Source organism: Streptomyces sp. NBC_00354 (genome assembly GCF_036106915.1).
Lineage (GTDB): Bacteria > Actinomycetota > Actinomycetes > Streptomycetales > Streptomycetaceae > Streptomyces.
The window spans coordinates 7,797,964-7,812,597 of the sequence record NZ_CP107983.1; the positions used below are offsets into that span (position 1 = coordinate 7,797,964).

A 14,634-nucleotide genomic window follows, 5' to 3' on the forward strand; every position below is an offset into this window, starting at 1 on the left:
CGCGCTTGGCTCCGGTCGCCCCTAACCGCCGTTGAAGCCGCTGCAATCGGTGCGCTCGTTGCCCTGCGAGACGGTGTACTGGGCGTTCTCCACGTTCAGCATCTGGAACCCGCCGTCGGCTCCGATCGTGAAGGATCCGCCTGCGGCGGTCGGCGAGGACAGGAACGCGGTCCCCGGTGTGAAGCCGCCGCCGGACAGGTGCACCTTGCCGTTGTCGAAGACGCCGGAGATGGAGCAGGTGGCCGTGGGGGCGGCGGCCGCTGTGCTCCATGCGAGGGCGGCAGGTGCGGCGATGAATACGCCGGCCATCACAGGGGTGAGCAGCAGCAGGCGTATGCGTCGGTTCAACATGCTTCCTCCCGAGAAAGCCGAGGGAAAAGCGGTGTGTCCGTCCTTTCCATCGTCCCCCGCCCGGTCCGGCGTGTCGATCGGGGGCGACAGGGCCCGTGCCGCGCCGATGGTGCGGGTGGGTGGGACGCTGGGAGGAGGCCGGCCCGGACTGTGGGCCGTGCCGTGGAAGCGTGGAGGACAACCCATGAAATGCGCAACGCGAAGTGGCGCGGTCAAGGTCTCGTCCGTGCTGCTCGTGGCGGGCGCCATGGCCGGAGGCCTGTTGGCAGGCGCCGGCTTCGGCACAGCGGCAGCCGCGGACGCCCTGCGTCTCGCCCCGGCGGCCCCGTGCACGAGCAGCCAGATCGTTGCGGACAGCGCGCAGCCAACCGACTTCACCCATGTGCTGATCACCGTGAGCAACCACGGTTCGAAGCCGTGCGTACTGAACGGCTTCCCCACCGTGGCTCTCGCGGGCCAGGGCTCACCGGACAAGAACAGGCCCCTTCAGGTCACCCGCCAGGGGAAGGCGCGGCCGGTGCAACTGGCGCCCGGGGGCGAGGCCTCGGCGCGGCTCACCTACACACCGGTTCTCGGTGAGGCGGACGGCTACTGCGACTCCGGAGCCGATCCCACCGTCGCACCGTCGATGGTGGTGGGTGTCGCGGGCGGGAGGTACCAGCTGGCGCCGGAAGACGGCGGCAACTTCGCGCTGTGCGGCAACAGTGTCCGCGCCACGGCCTTCCGCGCGGCGGGTTCCTGACACCGCCGTTGCCGTGAGTGCAATGCGGCTGGTGACAGCAGGTTGATATAGCGTGCGCACGTCAAATTACGTAGGATGCACACGCTCACGGGGGATTCCCATATGACCTATCCGCCTCAGCAGGGCCCCGGCCCGTACGGCCAGCCTGTCCCGAACGGACAGCAGCCGCAGGGGTACCCGCCCCAGCCGGGATACGGATACCCGCAGCAGCAGGCCCAGCCCCCTTACGGAGTCGCGCCCCAGCAGTACCCGCACCCGCAGCAGTTCGCGGCACCGCCGGCTCCGCCGGCCCGGCGCGGAGGCATGGGGATCATGAAGATCCTCAAGATCATCGTCGGCGTGGTTGTCGTCATCATGCTTGCGGTCGGCTACTTCGCGAGCCGCGACGACGCGGACAAGGCGGAGGTCGGGGACTGCCTGACGAACAAGGGGAGCACGGTGACCCCTGACCTGCAGGTGGTGAAGTGCGGTGGCGCCGACGCCGAGTTCAAGGTGGTCAAGGTGATACCCGACACGCTCGACACGAAGCAGTGCCAGGGCAAATCGGACATCGGCTACCAGGAGCAGATGAGGGGCTCCCGCCGCAGCTCGGGCAAGCAGTTCGTGCTCTGCATCGACGAGATCAAGAAGAGCTGACCGAGCCGTATACCGGCCGTCCTCCACGCAGCCGCCCCGGAACCAGCGGGTTCCGCGGCGGCTGCGGCTGGAGCTGCGGCTCTTGGGCTGCGCGGGGGTCAGGACGCCGTGGAACTCGTCGCGAGGGGCGTCGGGTGGGCCGGGGCGGGCGGGGGTGTGCGGCGGGCCGGGCGGAAGCCGAGTACCAGGACCACCACGCCGATCAGGGCGAATCCCGCCGTCCACAGGGCGCCGACGTGCATGGCGTGGATGAACGCGGCGTCGGCCGCCTTGGCGAGGGCGGGGTCGTGCGTGGCGGCCGCCACGTGCCGGGCCAGCTCGGCCGAGACCCGGGCCTGTTGCCGGACCGGATCCGGAAGGCCGGTCAGTGAGCCCTCGATCGAGTGCCGGTACGCGATCGAGGTGATCGTGCCGCCGGCCGCGATGCCCAGCACGCTGCCGGTCTGGCGCAGGGTGCTGTTGACCGCGCTGCCCGCTCCGGCCCGTTCCAGCGGCAGGGAACCCAGAACCGCGCCCGTGACGGGAGCGATCACCATGCCGATCGCGGTGCCCTGGACCAGCATGACCACCGGGTACCACGCGATCGGTGTGGTCGCGTCGAACAGGGCCAACGACCCCATCGCCAGGCTCGCGACGGTCAGCGCGATCGCACCGACGAGCCGCACCGACGTCAGGCGGGTCAGCCGGACGGCGATCGGCGAGCCGACGACCACGCCGAGCGCTGCCGGGAGGCCGAGGAGCGAGGCGTCCCACGCCGAGTACTGGCGCGCGCCCTGCAGGTAGAACGCGAGGTAGAACGAGCCCGCGGTCATCGTCAGGAAGACCATCATCAGGGTAACGTTCCCCGCGGCGAAGCGGCGCTGCATCAGCAGCCGGGGATCGAAGCTGGGGTGGGCGATCCGCAGCTCGGTGACGACGAACGCCGCGATCAGCGCGATGCCCGCGGCGGTGCATCCCCAGACGCGCGGCTCCGTGAAGGACGCCTCCTGGCCGGCGCGGATCAGGCCGTACGCGAGCAGGCCCAGGCCGCCGGTCGACAGCAGGAGTCCGGCCGGGTCGAGGCGGCGGACCTGCGGGCTACGGGAGTTCGGCACGTACCGGGCGATGAAGCCGAGGCCGAGGAGGACCACCGGCACGTTGACGAGGAACACCGAGCCCCACCAGAACTTCGCCAGCAGCCCCCCGGCCAGGATCGGCCCCGCGGCGATCCCGACTCCGGCGAAGGACGACAGCGTGCCGTAGGCGGCCGGCCGCTGCTCGGGCTCGAAGGTCCAGCTGACGACCGCCATGGTGGCCGGTACGAGTAACGCGGCCCCGGCGCCCATCACGGCCCGGGCTGCGATGAGTTGGCCGGGCGTGGACGCGTACGCGGCGAAGGCGGAGGCGGCGCCGAACACGGCCATGCCCGCGAGCAGGGTGTTGCGGTGCCCGAACCGGTCTCCGAGCGCACCCCCGGTGAACATCAGGCCGGCGAAGGCCAGGGTGTACGCGCCCGTGGCCCACTGGAGTTGGCCGGGTGTGGCACCCAGGCCGCGGACGGGGTCCGTGAGCGTCTCGAAGGCGGTGGACAGGATGGTGCCGTCGAGCCAGATGAGGACCTGCGCGAAGACGAGGACGCCCAGGATGAGCCGTTGGCGGCTGCGCTGTGGCGTGGACGGCGTCGGTGGCATGGCGGATGACATACGTGACTACCTTCGGATCAAGAGGGTTCCGGCGCTGCCGTGCGCCTAGAATCGACAGGTACTTGACGTTCTGGCCATCGTGGCAAACTCGTCAAGTTCCTGTCAATCAAGAGTTTGGAGGTCACCTCGTGGGCGAGAAGAGCCACGACCGAGTGCTGAGTTTCCTGGTCCGCCACACGTGGCTCGGCATGCGGGCGGCGATCGGGGCCGAGCTGGAGGAATTCGGACTCACCGTGCCGCAGTTCGCGACCCTGATGATGGTCAAGGAGTCGCCGGGCATGTCGGTGGCCCAGTTGGCCCGCTCGGTCGGGAGCACCCGCCAGGCCGCCAACGAGATGCTCGCGGCGCTGGAACGCGACGGCCTGATCACCCGCTCTCCCCACCCCACCGACCGCAGGACGCACCAGCTGCACCTCACCGATCTCGGCGAGACCCGCTACGAGGCCGCGCTGCCGGCCGTCCAGCGACGGGAGGCCGCGCTCGAGGCGGGACTGACGCCGCAGCAGCGCGAGGCGGCCGTCGCCTGGATGTCGGCCATCGCCGTTGCGTGCCATGAGCCTTCGGCGAAGTGACCGCCAAGTGACCGCGGGTCGGCCGCTGTCCGACCGCTGTCCGACCCCTGCCCACTGAGCCGGTCGGGGGAGGGGGAGTCACGGCGGGGGTCGCCTGTCGTTTTCCGGATATGACTGATCTCATGGTCCAGATCCCGGCCGACTGGCTGGCCCGGGTGTTCCTTTCGCTCCGCCGCGGTTCGTCGGAGGACGCCCAGGTGTCGGCCGCGGAGTTGCAGCCGTTCACCGAGAAACCCGGTCAGCGGATCCCCGTACCGCGGGCGGCGGTCCTGCGCACCGAACTGGCGCTGCGGGGAGAGCTCGAGCGCGCCCGGGAAGAGGAGCGGCGGGCACGGCTGTTAGAGGAGGCCGACTACCTGATCAGTGCCCGCGTCGGCGGATAGCGTCCCGCCGGTTGCCGTGGCACGGCCCGCTGCACCGCTGCCCGTTCAGTAGACGAGCTTGTACGTGACGTCCTTGGGGACCGGGGACGGCGCGGTGTCGGGATAGAAGAGCCTGATGGTCGTGAAGCGCTGGATGTCGGGATGCCCGGGCCAGGGCTCCGGCTTGCTCAGGGTCACCGTGACCGGGTACGCGTGGAAACGGCCGGCCGCGCAATAGGGCTTGCAGTCGTTCACCATGTCGGTGCCGGTGGCCGTGGCCTTCCGCGGACCCCAGGTGTCCCAGTTCAGCCGGACGAGGCGGTTGTTTCCGTCGCCACAGGCCAGCAGGTACTCCTCGGGGCGTACCTGGGCTTCGGAGAAGCAGTCCACGACCACGACCGGTTCGGGATCCGGTTCCGGGGCGGCCCGGGTCTGCGCGGAGGCGGGCACGGAGCCCACCACGAGGGCCGCAGCCGCGCACAGCAGCGTGGCCGTCCGCACCCGGGCTCGGCGTGCAGCAGCGAGCCCGCCGTCTCCTGAAACGTCCACGGGACCTCCTCGGGTCATCCGTCTGCCGTAGGTGCTGCACCCGTCCCCAGCTTCCCCCATCCGGACCTACCCCGCACCCGCTGCGGCGGGGGGCGCCGTCCGTCGGCTCTCGGGCCCGGCCCCGGAGAGCCGGGGGCCGGGCAAAGAGCGGGTCACCGCCGGTGGAGTGTCTCGAGGGCCTCGACGAGGACCTTGGGGCGGTGCTGCCCCTTGTAGACCGGTGGCGGCTGCCTGTCGAGGCCGAGCAGGGTGGCCACCGCAGTCCAGGCGGTGCGTACGGAGTACTCGACGGTGAACAGGGCGAGGTCGGTGACCCGCGTGTCCGGTCGAAGCGTCACGCCCTGATCGATGAGCCCACCTCAGCAACGGGCGCACGATCGAGTCGAACTGGTTGAAGCGGGTCCGGTAGATGCCCGACACGGACCCGCTCCGGCGCCGGTCGGGCCGGCGTCAGGACCCGGTTCAGGAAACTCCGTACCACTGGCTGGCCCAGCCGGTGTTGATGGTGCTCGTGGACTGCTCGGCGAGATTCAGCGTGGCCGGCAGGGAGGTCTGGCCGGTCAGAACCGTGCTGTAGCGGAGGTTCGGCGGGGTCAGGCCTGCGTTGACCGAGATCCCGGCGCCCGTGGATTTGAGGGTGAGGGCGTTGGTGGCCCAGTTGCCGTTGAGGAGGAGGGCGACGAAGTACGTACCGGGGGCGGCGGTGAACGGCTTGGCCAGCGGCAGCGGCTTGGCGATCGCGTCGGTCATCAGCTGCGGCGAGATGTCCGCGGTGGACGCGCGCAGCGCCCCGGTGGCGTCGTAGACGCCGAGGTAGGACTGGGAGAGCTGGGCGTTCGGGTCGATGCCGGCCAGCCCCAGCCAGATGTTGGACCAGGTGATCTGCTCGCGCAGCACGATCCGTACGAGGGTGACCCGTCCACCTACCCCGGCAGCGGACTGGGCGGTGACGTGCCCGGCGTCGTTGGGGTCGCCGGTCCAGGCCAGGAGGTTCTGGTCCTGGGGTCGGGGCCCCTCGTACCCGGAACCGTTGCCCGGCGCGGCGGGAGCGGGAGCGGTGGCGACCGCGCTGCCCGGCTTCTGCTTCGGGCTCCCACCGGGCGAGGTGCAGCCGGCCAGGACGAGCAACGCCGCGAGTGCGGCGGCGATGCCGGTCGAGACGGTGGTGGTACGGGTGCGCATGGTCCCCCCATGAGGTGCGGATGTGCCAAAGGGGCCATGGTCACACGGGCACGCGCCCACTCCCCGCGCGAGGTCCCGTAGCGGCATGGTCGTGGCCGCCTCCCTCCACGCCGTCACGATGCGCAACTCCGCCACGGTGCGCGCTGCGAGGGCGGCGGGCGAGTGAGCATGCCCAGGCCGTCCGGGGACTATTTCGGCGGGGCGGTCACCGGCGCGGGCCAGAGATGGTCGGGGGTCACGATGGAGGTGACCGCGTTCCCGATCATGCCGGACAGGTTCTTGCCCTGGTAGTCGATGTCGCTGTTGACGAGCACGACCAGGGTGGCCTTCTCGGCGGGCAGCTGGACGGCGATGGTCTCGTAGCCGGGCAGCTCCCCGTTGTGGCCGAGCCAGCCGTTGAAGTTCAGGATGCCGAGGCCGTACGAGGCGCCGGGGACGACCCCGACCGGGAGCGTCCGGAGCCGTTCTGCCTGCGTCTTCCTGGTCAGCAGCCGGCCGTCGGCCAGCGCCGGCGCCCAGGTGTGAAGGTCGTCGAGATCGGAGATCATTGCGCCGGCGGCCCAGGCCCAGGAGGGATTCCAGTCGGTGGCGTCGGCAACGGTGCCCTTCGGCGTGAAGTCGGTGTACCCGTGGGCGTGCGGGTCGGGCATGGCGCTGTCGGTGGGCAGCGAGGTGTCGTTCAGCTTCAGCGGCGCTGTCACGTGATCCCGGAGGTAGTCCCCGAGGCTTTGCCCGCTGACCTTCTCGACCAGCATCCCGAGCAGGACGGTGTTGGTGTTGCTGTACTCCCACTTGGCGCCGGGCTTGAAGTTCGGGGGATGGCGGAAGGCGACGTCCAGGAGCTGCCGCGGGGTGTACGTGAGGTGCGGGTCGGCGCGCAGCTCCGCCAGCCACTTCTCGTCCTTGGTGTAGTCGAAGAGGCCGCTGCGCATCTCGGCCAGCCGGCGCAGGGTGACGGCGTCCCCGCCGGGGACGCCGGAAACGTACCGGGAGATGGGGTCGTCGAGGCCGACCTTGCCCCGGTCGACGAGCTGGAGGACGCCGGTGACGGTGAAGGTCTTGGTGACGCTGCCGATCCGCGAGTAGAGGTCGGACTTCATGGGCGTGCCGGTCTTCTTGTCCGCGACGCCGAAGGACTTCTCGTACACGCCGCGGCCGGGCATCCACAGGCCGATGTTGAGGCCCGGCATGCCGGTCTGCTTCATCACCTTCGCGATCGCCGCGTCCAGCTTCTGCACGGTGGCGGGATCGAAGTTCTCGCGTACGGAGCCGACGGCCGGCCGGTCGGGGCCGGTGCCCGCACACAGGGCGGCCAGCAGAAGCACCACCGCGGCGGGTACGGCCGTCCGGCGGGTCCGGCGCCCTCGGAACGGGCGGTACCTGCCCATGATCGGTCACCTTGCCCAGGGTCGATCGGACGACGTTCCCCGAGCCCCCGAGGTGCTCCCACCATCGTAGGAGCGCCGTACCCCGGCGCGCGACCTCCGCCTTCCCTAGCTCCGTTGCCAGTAGCTGCAGGAGGCCGCGGTGGGAGCCACCTCGCCGCTCTGGGTGGTGGGGCACGGGAGCGGCGCGTCACTCGGTGACGGGCTGCGTTCCCACCGCTTCGGCTCCGGCGTGGCGCTCGTCGAGTCGTCGAGGTACAGCGTGTATGCGCCGCCGGCCACTACGACGGCGACCCAGCCCGCCACCACCCGGCGCCAGACCCTTCGCGGCACAGCTGCCCCCTTTGTCCCGGCCAGGCGTTCCGTTACGGCGCGATCGGGAGCCGGCGCTTGTGCTCGGTCTGGCGGTAGCGGCTGACGATCGTGTCGAAGGCGCGCTCGTCGACCGGCTTGCCCTCCAGGAAGTCGTCGATGTCGTCGTACGTGACACCGAGGGCGTCCTCGTCGGCCTTGCCCGGGTCCAGGGTCTCCAGGTCGGCCGTGGGGGTCTTCCAGACCAGCTCCGCGGGGGCGCCCAGGACGTCGGCCACGGCGCGTACCCGGCGCTTGGTCAGGCCGGTCAGGGGGACCAGGTCGGCCGCGCCGTCGCCGAACTTGGTGAAGAAGCCGGAGACGGCCTCCGCCGCGTGGTCGGTGCCGACCACCAGGCCGTCGTGCGCGCCGGCCACCGCGTACTGGGCGATCATGCGCTGGCGGGCCTTGATGTTGCCCTGCACGAAGTCCTGGTGGTGGGCGTCCCGGAAGACGGTGCCACCGGCGACGGCGGCGTCCAGCGCGGCGTCGCTGGCGGGCTTGACGTCCACCGTCAGCACCCGGTCCGCCGTGATGAAGCCGAGGGCGAGCTGCGCGTCCTGCTCGTCGGCCTGGACCCCGTACGGCAGCCGCATCGCGTAGAACGTCGCCTCGTGGCCGCTCTCCCGGGCGCGCTCCACGGCGAGCTGGCAGAGCCGTCCGGCCGTGGTGGAGTCCACGCCGCCGCTGATCCCGAGCACCAGGGAGCGCAGGCCGGTGGAGGTGAGCCGGTCCGCCAGGAAGGCCACCCGGCGCTCGATCTCCCGGTGTGCGTCGAAAGTCTCCGACACCTGGAGTTCCCGGGCGATCTCCTGCTGCAGAACGGTGGACGCCGGCCGGCTCACGGCTGCTCCTCGTGGTCGATGGTTGATCGTCGTGCGCTGTCCCGCCGACCCTAGTCGAAGCGTCCGGCCCGCCGTCAGTCGGCTGCCAGGGGGCACCAGCGCCCTCCCCGTGACGCCGGAGGCCATCCGCCATGGACCAGCAGCGACCGCCGAGACCCGCAGGGCGATCGGCAAGGAGGAGGGCGACCCCGTCACGGTCCGACCGCTGGAGCGGATCAACGGCTGATCATTCGCTGTTCACCGAACTCTTGGGGCATCCTGGGAGCATGAATGCATTGCATGCCGGGACGCCGGCGGACGGTGGCGCCCCCGCGGCGCGCCTGGCCGCCTTCGCCGCAGCCTTGGCCGACGAAACCCGCGCCGCCATCTGTATGACGCTGCTCGAGGGGCGTGCCTGGACCGCGGGTGAGCTGGCCCGGATCACCGCGGTCGCGCCGTCGACCGTGAGCGGCCATCTGACACGCCTGCTCGATGCGGGCATCTGCGTCACCGAGCGGCAGGGCCGCCACAGCTACGTGCGGATCGCCGACGCCGCGACGGCCCGCCTCCTCGACGAGCTGGCCTCGTACGCGATCCCGGACCGGGATGCGGCGCACGCGGTGCCCGTGGTGGCTGCGCCCGACCCGCTCGCCCGCGCCCGCACGTGTTACGACCATTTCGCCGGGCGGCTCGGGATGGCGGTGACCGACGCCATGGAACGGCGCGGGCTGCTCCGTACGGACGGGGTCTTCGAGCTGACGGAGGCCGGGCGCGAGTGGTGTGCCAGGGCCGGCGTCAGCCTCGTCCACGAGGGGCGCAGGCCGCTGGCGAGCTCCTGCCTGGACTGGACCGAGCGGCGCCGCCACCTGGGAGGCCTGGCCGGGGCGCGGTTGTGCACGAGGGCGCTCGGCGAGGAATGGGTGGTGCGGCCGGCCGCCGGCGGGCGGGGGCTGGAGGTGACCGAGGCCGGGGAACGGGCCTTCGGCGACCTGCTGGGGATCGGCCCGGAGGCCTGGAGCTGAACCTAAGCGTCCCGTGCAATATTTCGGTGGACACCGAAGTGTTGTGCTCATAGGGTGGGGCTCATGACGTTCCACCTGCGCTCCATTCCGCCCGCCGTCCTCACGGTCGCCGCCGTCTCGTTCACCGTGTTCGCCTGGGCGTCGGCCTTCGTGTCCATCCGCAGCGCGGGCGACGCGTACTCACCCGGGGCCCTGGCCCTCGGCAGGCTGCTGGCCGCCTCGGTGGTGCTCGCCGCCCTGCTCCTGATCCGCCGCCAAGGCCTGCCGCCGCGCGGAGCCCGGCGCGGAATCCTGATCTCCGGGCTGGTGTGGTTCTGCGGCTACACGGTCGCGCTGAACTGGGGCGAAAGGCTGGTCGACGCGGGGACGGCCGCCCTGCTCGTGAACACCGGGCCCATCCTCATGGCCCTGCTCGCGGCCCGCCTGCTCGGCGAGGCACTGCCGCCGCGGCTGCTGGCCGGCATGGCCGTCTCCTTCGTCGGGGCGGTGGTCGTCGGCCTGTCCATGTCGTCCGGCGGCGACGGCTCGACCTCGGTGCTCGGGGTCGTCCTGTGCCTGCTCGCGGCGGTGGCCTACGCGAGCGGCGTCATCGCGCAGAAGCCCGCGCTGTCCTTCGGGACGCCCCTGCAGATCACCGCCTACAGCTGCCTGACCGGAACCGTGGCCTGCCTGCCGTTCACCGGGCAGCTGGTCGCGGAGCTGCCGAGGGCGCCGGTGTCCGCGACGCTCAACATGGTCTACCTGGGCGTCGTGCCGACCGCCCTCGCCTTCACCACGTGGACCTACGCCCTGGCGCGCATGCCGGCCGGGAAGCTGGGCGCGACGACCTATGCCGTCCCGGCCATCGTCGTACTGCTGAGCTGGGCCCTCCTGGGCGAGGTCCCCGCCTGGCTGACCCTGCTCGGTGGGGTGCTGTGCCTGGCCGGCGTGGCGGTGTCCCGCTACCGGCCGCGTACCCCGACGGACGCCGCGGCCGGTGTGCAGACTTCCGGCACCCGGTGACGTCGGGGACGGCGAAGGGCCGCGCGCGCGGCAGAACCGTCTACTCTGCGGGGGAATTCCCCTCCAGAGGGACCGTCAGGCCTATGCCTTCGGCCGCCACGGCGATGGCGAAGTCGAAGTACGCGGACTCGTCCCGGACGCTGTCGTGGGTACGGCTGAACACCTGGAACACCAGCAGCCCGATCAGATTGCTCCACAGCACGATGCCGCGCTCGATGAGGTCGGAGAACGGGGCCTCGGGCACGCCGCCGAAAAGCTCCACGGCCTCCGGCCGGAGCAGCGGCGGCCCGGGCACCGTCCGCCGGGGCGGGGTGAGTTCACCGGCCGCCAGCGCGGAACGTACGATGCCGGCCAGCACGGCGGGGGTGCGCGAGGCGGCCGGGACGGTGTCCTGCGGGGCGTGGTAACCCGGGACGGGGGAGCCGTAGATCAGCGTGAATTCGGCGGAGTGGTCGAAGGACCACTTCCGCAGTGCGCGGGTCACCGCGAGCAGCCGCGCGCCGGCCGTCGCACCGGCGGCGCCTGCGGCCTGGTCGGCCTGCTCCATCGCGGCGGCGGAGTCGTTGTAGGCGTCGATGACCAGTGCGGTCAGCAGGTCGTCCCGATGCGGGAACACGCCTGCCACGTCGCTGACGGCAAGACCGCTGTCCTCGGCAACGGCATCCAGGGACAGCCCTGCGGCGCCCGGTTTCACCAGCAGTTGGCGCGCGGTGGCCTTGATGACCGCCGACTGCGTGGAGTTCTCATCGGTAGCGCTCGTGGAAAGATCCATGGCCAAACCGTACCTGTCGGCCACCACGCTACTGCTCCAGACGGGACAGGTCGGGTGCGCGGGCGCCTGCGGCCTCCGGGATCGCCTCGCCGATCGAGTCCAGCTGCGCGGGGTGTCGGCGCTCACCTCCGACAGGCCGATGTGGCGTATCTTCCCCTCGCGGACCAGCCCGTTCAGGGCGCCGACGGTGTCTTCGACGGGGACGTCGGGATTGCGGCGGTGGAGGTAGTACAGATCGATGTGGTCGACGTTCAGGCGTCGCAATGACGCTTCGCAGGCACGCTTGGCGTAGGCCGGGCTCGAGTCGACCCGTCGCGCCCGCGGGTCCTCACCTCGCACCACGCCGAACTTGGTCGCGAGGAACACCCGGTCGCGGCGGCCCGCGATGGCCCGGCCCACCAACTCTTCGTTGGTGTGAGGGCCATACATGTCGGCCGTGTCGAGGAAGGTGAGACCCCGCTCGAGCGCCTCGTGGACCGTCGCGACCGACTCCGCCTCGTCGGCGGACCCGTAGAAGTCGGACATGCCCATGCAGCCCAGGCCCATCGCCGATACGAGCGGGCCGTCGTGGCCCAGGCGCTTCCGCATCCGATCCTCCGTTCCGTGTCCCCCGTCCCCGGCAACGCTGCGCGCGGAAGGCGGTCTTCCCGGCGTTTGTCCCCGACTCCTAGGCTTCATATGCGAGTTGGCACAGTCGGCAGGAGGATGGTGCTCATGTCCCGAGGTGTCACGGACGGCTGGGTGCGCGAGAGCTTCGCCTCCTCCCGGGAATTCCGTCTCCCCTACGCACGCGACCACGAGGCGCTCGCCCGCCGGGTGCGTGACGCGCTGCTCGACGGCCCCGGCTTCGCCCTGGTCACGGGCACGCCCCTCGCCACGATGAGCACGGGACAAGCCCAGGAGTTCGGCGTTTCGATGCTCCGGCACCTCGGGGAGCCGCTCCCGCAGGGCCGGGGCGCGGACACGGCCCTCGGGTGGCTGGTCAGGGACGAGGGCGTGTCGGCGCACACCGACGACCGCCGGTTCCACGAGGACGCCTACACGTCGAAGTCGCGCGGCTACCTGCACCTTCACAATGACCGGGCGGTGCGGCCCTTCGGCCAGGAACCCGACGTCATCGCCCTCTTCACCCACCGCAGGGCCCGGCAGGGCGGCGCGTCGGTGCTGGTGGACGGCTGGACGCTGTACCGCCTGGGCCGCGCGGAGTTCCCCGATCTGCTGGACCGGCTCGGCACCCGGTTCGCTTTCGACCGTCGTCATGTCACGCCGCCGGGGGAGTCTCCCGTGGTGTGGGCGCCGGTGTTCGAGCAGGCGGACGGCCGGATCCGGGTCCGGTGTGACGACCGGCGCGTCCTGCACGGCCGTACGTCCTACGAGGACCACGCCGACCCCGCCCGCCGGCGGTGCCTCGTACGCGTCATGCTCAGGCAGCATCCCTCCGGGCACACCGCCTGAGCACCGCGCGGGGAGCGGGCCGCCCGGCACCGGCCGGCTACGTACCGATCGCCTGGGCGTACCGGAACAGCCCGCTGGGGTCGTACCGGCGCTTGACCTCGAGCAGGCGGGCGTAGTTGTCGCCGTAGTACGCCGACTGCCAGTCGCGCAGGTCCGGGTCGGGGAAGTTGACGTACGCGGCGCGGGTCTCCAGGTCGCGGGAGAGCGTACGGTGCAGGGCGCGGGTCCGGGCCAGCTGCTGCCGGACGCCGTCCTGCGGGGTGTCCGGCTTCCAGTGGGTGCCGATGTCGACGACGAACGTGGCGCCGCGGTGCGGGTAGGCGGTCTCGCCCGGCTCCGGGAGGCCGCTGGCGCCACCCATCGCGAAGAGGGTGACGTAACCCGCGTTGCCGGGCGCGCCCGGCTGCCAGTCGCGCACCCACTCGACCACCGACTCGACCGTCCCCGGGCCGAGCCACCGGTCCGGCACGAGGGATTTGGACGCGTAGTCGTCCGGCGCCCCGGGCTTTTCCAGCAGGTAGTCCTGCGCCTCCCAGAACCGGCGCTGCTCGATGAACTCACGCGTGGGCCGCAGTGCCAGTACCGGGGCGAAGATCCTTCGCAGCGTCGTCCCGTCGCCCAGCAACTGGCCCAGCAGGACGACGGAGGCGGCCTGTCCGTCGCCGGCGTTCTTGAAGCCGATGCGCACGTCGAAGTCGCCCGCGTCGTCGGCGGCGAGGATCTCCTGCACCGCCGCGACCAGCCTGACCCCGGCCTCCAGACCGAAGGAGAGGTCGAAGACCGTGGCGATGCGGTCGCCGACGTCGGTGGCGTCGAAGACGAAGCCGGTGTTGATGCCGAAATTGCCGCCGGCTCCGCCACGGCAGGCCCAGTACAGGTCCGCGTTCTCGTCGTCCGCGGCGCGCACCAGGGTGCCGTCGGCCAGCACCACGCGGGTCTCCGCCAGCCGGTCGCAGGTCATGCCCCACTTGCGGTCGTTGAAGCCGAGACCGCCTCCCAGGGCCAGTCCCGCTACGCCCACACCGCCGCACCGGCCGCCGGGGAAGTACAGGTTCGCCGACCTGGCCGCGTACACGTCCGAATTGGTGGCACCTCCGCCCAGCAGCAGCCGGGTGCCGCGGACGCCCACCCTGTTCATCCGGCGCAGGCTGATGAGGATGCCCCGGGTGGTGGAGTACCCGGCGTAGTTGTGGCCGCCCGAGCGCGGCGCGAGGGGTACGCCGTGCGCCGCCGCCCAGCGGACCGCCGCCTGTACGTCGCCCGCCGTTGCGCAGGCCACGATGCCCGCCGGCAGCACATGGGCGTAGCGCAGGTTGTCCGGCGCAGCCAGCAGGCCGAAGCCTTCACTGCCCGGCCGGTACAGGCCGGCCGCCGGGCTGAGGCTGCGGCGCAGCTGCCGCCAGGCCCCCGCCTCCGGTGGGGACCCGCCGGCGACCTCGCGCGGCCGGCACTGCAAGGGCGTGACGGCGGCGGCTGCGGCACCGTGCCCGCCGGCCAGACCGCCGGCCAGGGCGCCCGCCGCTGCTCCGGCCCCCCACCGCAGAACATCCCGGCGTCCCGCCATCGTGCAGTTCCTCTCCTCGTACGGGAGCAGTACGCGGCCGCCGTCCGGGCTCCGCCGTGCCAGCGATTTCGCGGCGATCATGCTCCCGGCCCGCCCGCCGCACGGCCTGCGCCACTCCGCTGAACCGGGACTGCACCCGCACGAAGGAGCCGGCACCCGGGCCGGATGGCCGATCGGCGGGCG

The 14,634-nt window shown here is 71.6% G+C and carries 16 protein-coding genes and 1 pseudogene; 7 read left to right on the forward strand and 10 right to left on the reverse strand.

The annotated features are described in order from the left end of the window. Positions 1-21 precede the first annotated feature (21 nt). Complete coding sequence (locus OHT74_RS35750) at positions 22-351, reverse strand: hypothetical protein (protein WP_266670555.1); 330 nt, start codon at positions 349-351, stop codon at positions 22-24. Positions 352-535: 184 nt separating this feature from the next. Here OHT74_RS35750 and OHT74_RS35755 point away from each other — a divergent pair, with 184 nt between their 5' ends. Then, complete coding sequence (locus OHT74_RS35755; RefSeq protein ID WP_266670557.1) at positions 536-1,093, forward strand: DUF4232 domain-containing protein; 558 nt, start codon at positions 536-538, stop codon at positions 1,091-1,093. Between the two features lie 102 nt (positions 1,094-1,195). Further along, positions 1,196-1,729 (forward strand): LppU/SCO3897 family protein, encoded by a 534-nt coding sequence (locus OHT74_RS35760; RefSeq protein ID WP_266670559.1) that lies wholly within the window; start codon positions 1,196-1,198, stop codon positions 1,727-1,729. Positions 1,730-1,827: 98 nt separating this feature from the next. Here OHT74_RS35760 and OHT74_RS35765 read toward each other — a convergent pair whose 3' ends face one another. Beyond that, positions 1,828-3,411, reverse strand: a complete 1,584-nt coding sequence (locus OHT74_RS35765) for an MFS transporter (protein ID WP_328622525.1) — start codon at positions 3,409-3,411, stop codon at positions 1,828-1,830. A gap of 128 nt (positions 3,412-3,539) precedes the next feature. Between OHT74_RS35765 and OHT74_RS35770 the strand changes: the two genes are divergently transcribed. After that, positions 3,540-3,983, forward strand: a complete 444-nt coding sequence (locus OHT74_RS35770; RefSeq protein WP_328622526.1) for a MarR family winged helix-turn-helix transcriptional regulator — start codon at positions 3,540-3,542, stop codon at positions 3,981-3,983. A 122-nt stretch (positions 3,984-4,105) separates the two neighbouring features. Then, positions 4,106-4,366: a hypothetical protein gene (locus tag OHT74_RS35775; protein ID WP_328622527.1), complete on the forward strand. Its 261-nt coding sequence runs from the start codon at positions 4,106-4,108 to the stop codon at positions 4,364-4,366. Between the two features lie 45 nt (positions 4,367-4,411). Here the strand turns inward: OHT74_RS35775 and OHT74_RS35780 are convergent, their stop codons facing one another. From OHT74_RS35780 to nadE, 6 genes and pseudogenes are all read right to left on the reverse strand, one after another. Beyond that, on the reverse strand, positions 4,412-4,894 hold the full coding sequence (locus OHT74_RS35780; protein WP_266670566.1) for a hypothetical protein: 483 nt from the start codon (positions 4,892-4,894) through the stop codon (positions 4,412-4,414). Positions 4,895-5,046: 152 nt separating this feature from the next. Then, a pseudogene (locus OHT74_RS35785) lies at positions 5,047-5,208 on the reverse strand (oleate hydratase); the annotation flags it as partial. A gap of 148 nt (positions 5,209-5,356) precedes the next feature. Then, positions 5,357-6,076 (reverse strand): hypothetical protein, encoded by a 720-nt coding sequence (locus OHT74_RS35790; protein ID WP_266670568.1) that lies wholly within the window; start codon positions 6,074-6,076, stop codon positions 5,357-5,359. Between the two features lie 188 nt (positions 6,077-6,264). Continuing rightward, positions 6,265-7,464, reverse strand: coding sequence for a serine hydrolase domain-containing protein (locus tag OHT74_RS35795; RefSeq protein ID WP_328622528.1), 1,200 nt, complete (start codon positions 7,462-7,464; stop codon positions 6,265-6,267). Between the two features lie 105 nt (positions 7,465-7,569). Beyond that, entirely contained in the window at positions 7,570-7,794 is a 225-nt protein-coding gene (locus OHT74_RS35800; protein ID WP_328622529.1) for a hypothetical protein, read from the reverse strand. 32 nt (positions 7,795-7,826) lie between these two features. After that, positions 7,827-8,657, reverse strand: a complete 831-nt coding sequence (nadE, locus tag OHT74_RS35805) for an ammonia-dependent NAD(+) synthetase (RefSeq protein ID WP_328622530.1) — start codon at positions 8,655-8,657, stop codon at positions 7,827-7,829. 266 nt (positions 8,658-8,923) lie between these two features. On the opposite strand from nadE, the gene OHT74_RS35810 reads away from it, so the two are divergent. Together OHT74_RS35810 and OHT74_RS35815 are read left to right on the forward strand one after the other, a co-directional pair. Then, positions 8,924-9,658: an ArsR/SmtB family transcription factor gene (locus OHT74_RS35810; RefSeq protein ID WP_328622531.1), complete on the forward strand. Its 735-nt coding sequence runs from the start codon at positions 8,924-8,926 to the stop codon at positions 9,656-9,658. A gap of 63 nt (positions 9,659-9,721) precedes the next feature. After that, positions 9,722-10,660: a DMT family transporter gene (locus OHT74_RS35815; RefSeq protein WP_267001919.1), complete on the forward strand. Its 939-nt coding sequence runs from the start codon at positions 9,722-9,724 to the stop codon at positions 10,658-10,660. A 40-nt stretch (positions 10,661-10,700) separates the two neighbouring features. Here the strand turns inward: OHT74_RS35815 and OHT74_RS35820 are convergent, their stop codons facing one another. Further along, positions 10,701-12,020 carry an aldo/keto reductase gene (locus OHT74_RS35820; protein ID WP_328622532.1) on the reverse strand — a complete coding sequence of 440 codons (1,320 nt, stop codon included), beginning with the start codon at positions 12,018-12,020 and terminating at the stop codon, positions 10,701-10,703. A 126-nt stretch (positions 12,021-12,146) separates the two neighbouring features. Between OHT74_RS35820 and OHT74_RS35825 the strand changes: the two genes are divergently transcribed. Beyond that, positions 12,147-12,887, forward strand: coding sequence for a TauD/TfdA family dioxygenase (locus OHT74_RS35825; protein ID WP_328622533.1), 741 nt, complete (start codon positions 12,147-12,149; stop codon positions 12,885-12,887). Between the two features lie 37 nt (positions 12,888-12,924). Here OHT74_RS35825 and OHT74_RS35830 read toward each other — a convergent pair whose 3' ends face one another. After that, entirely contained in the window at positions 12,925-14,532 is a 1,608-nt protein-coding gene (locus OHT74_RS35830; RefSeq protein ID WP_328622534.1) for an FAD-binding oxidoreductase, read from the reverse strand. Between the last annotated feature and the right edge of the window lie 102 nt (positions 14,533-14,634).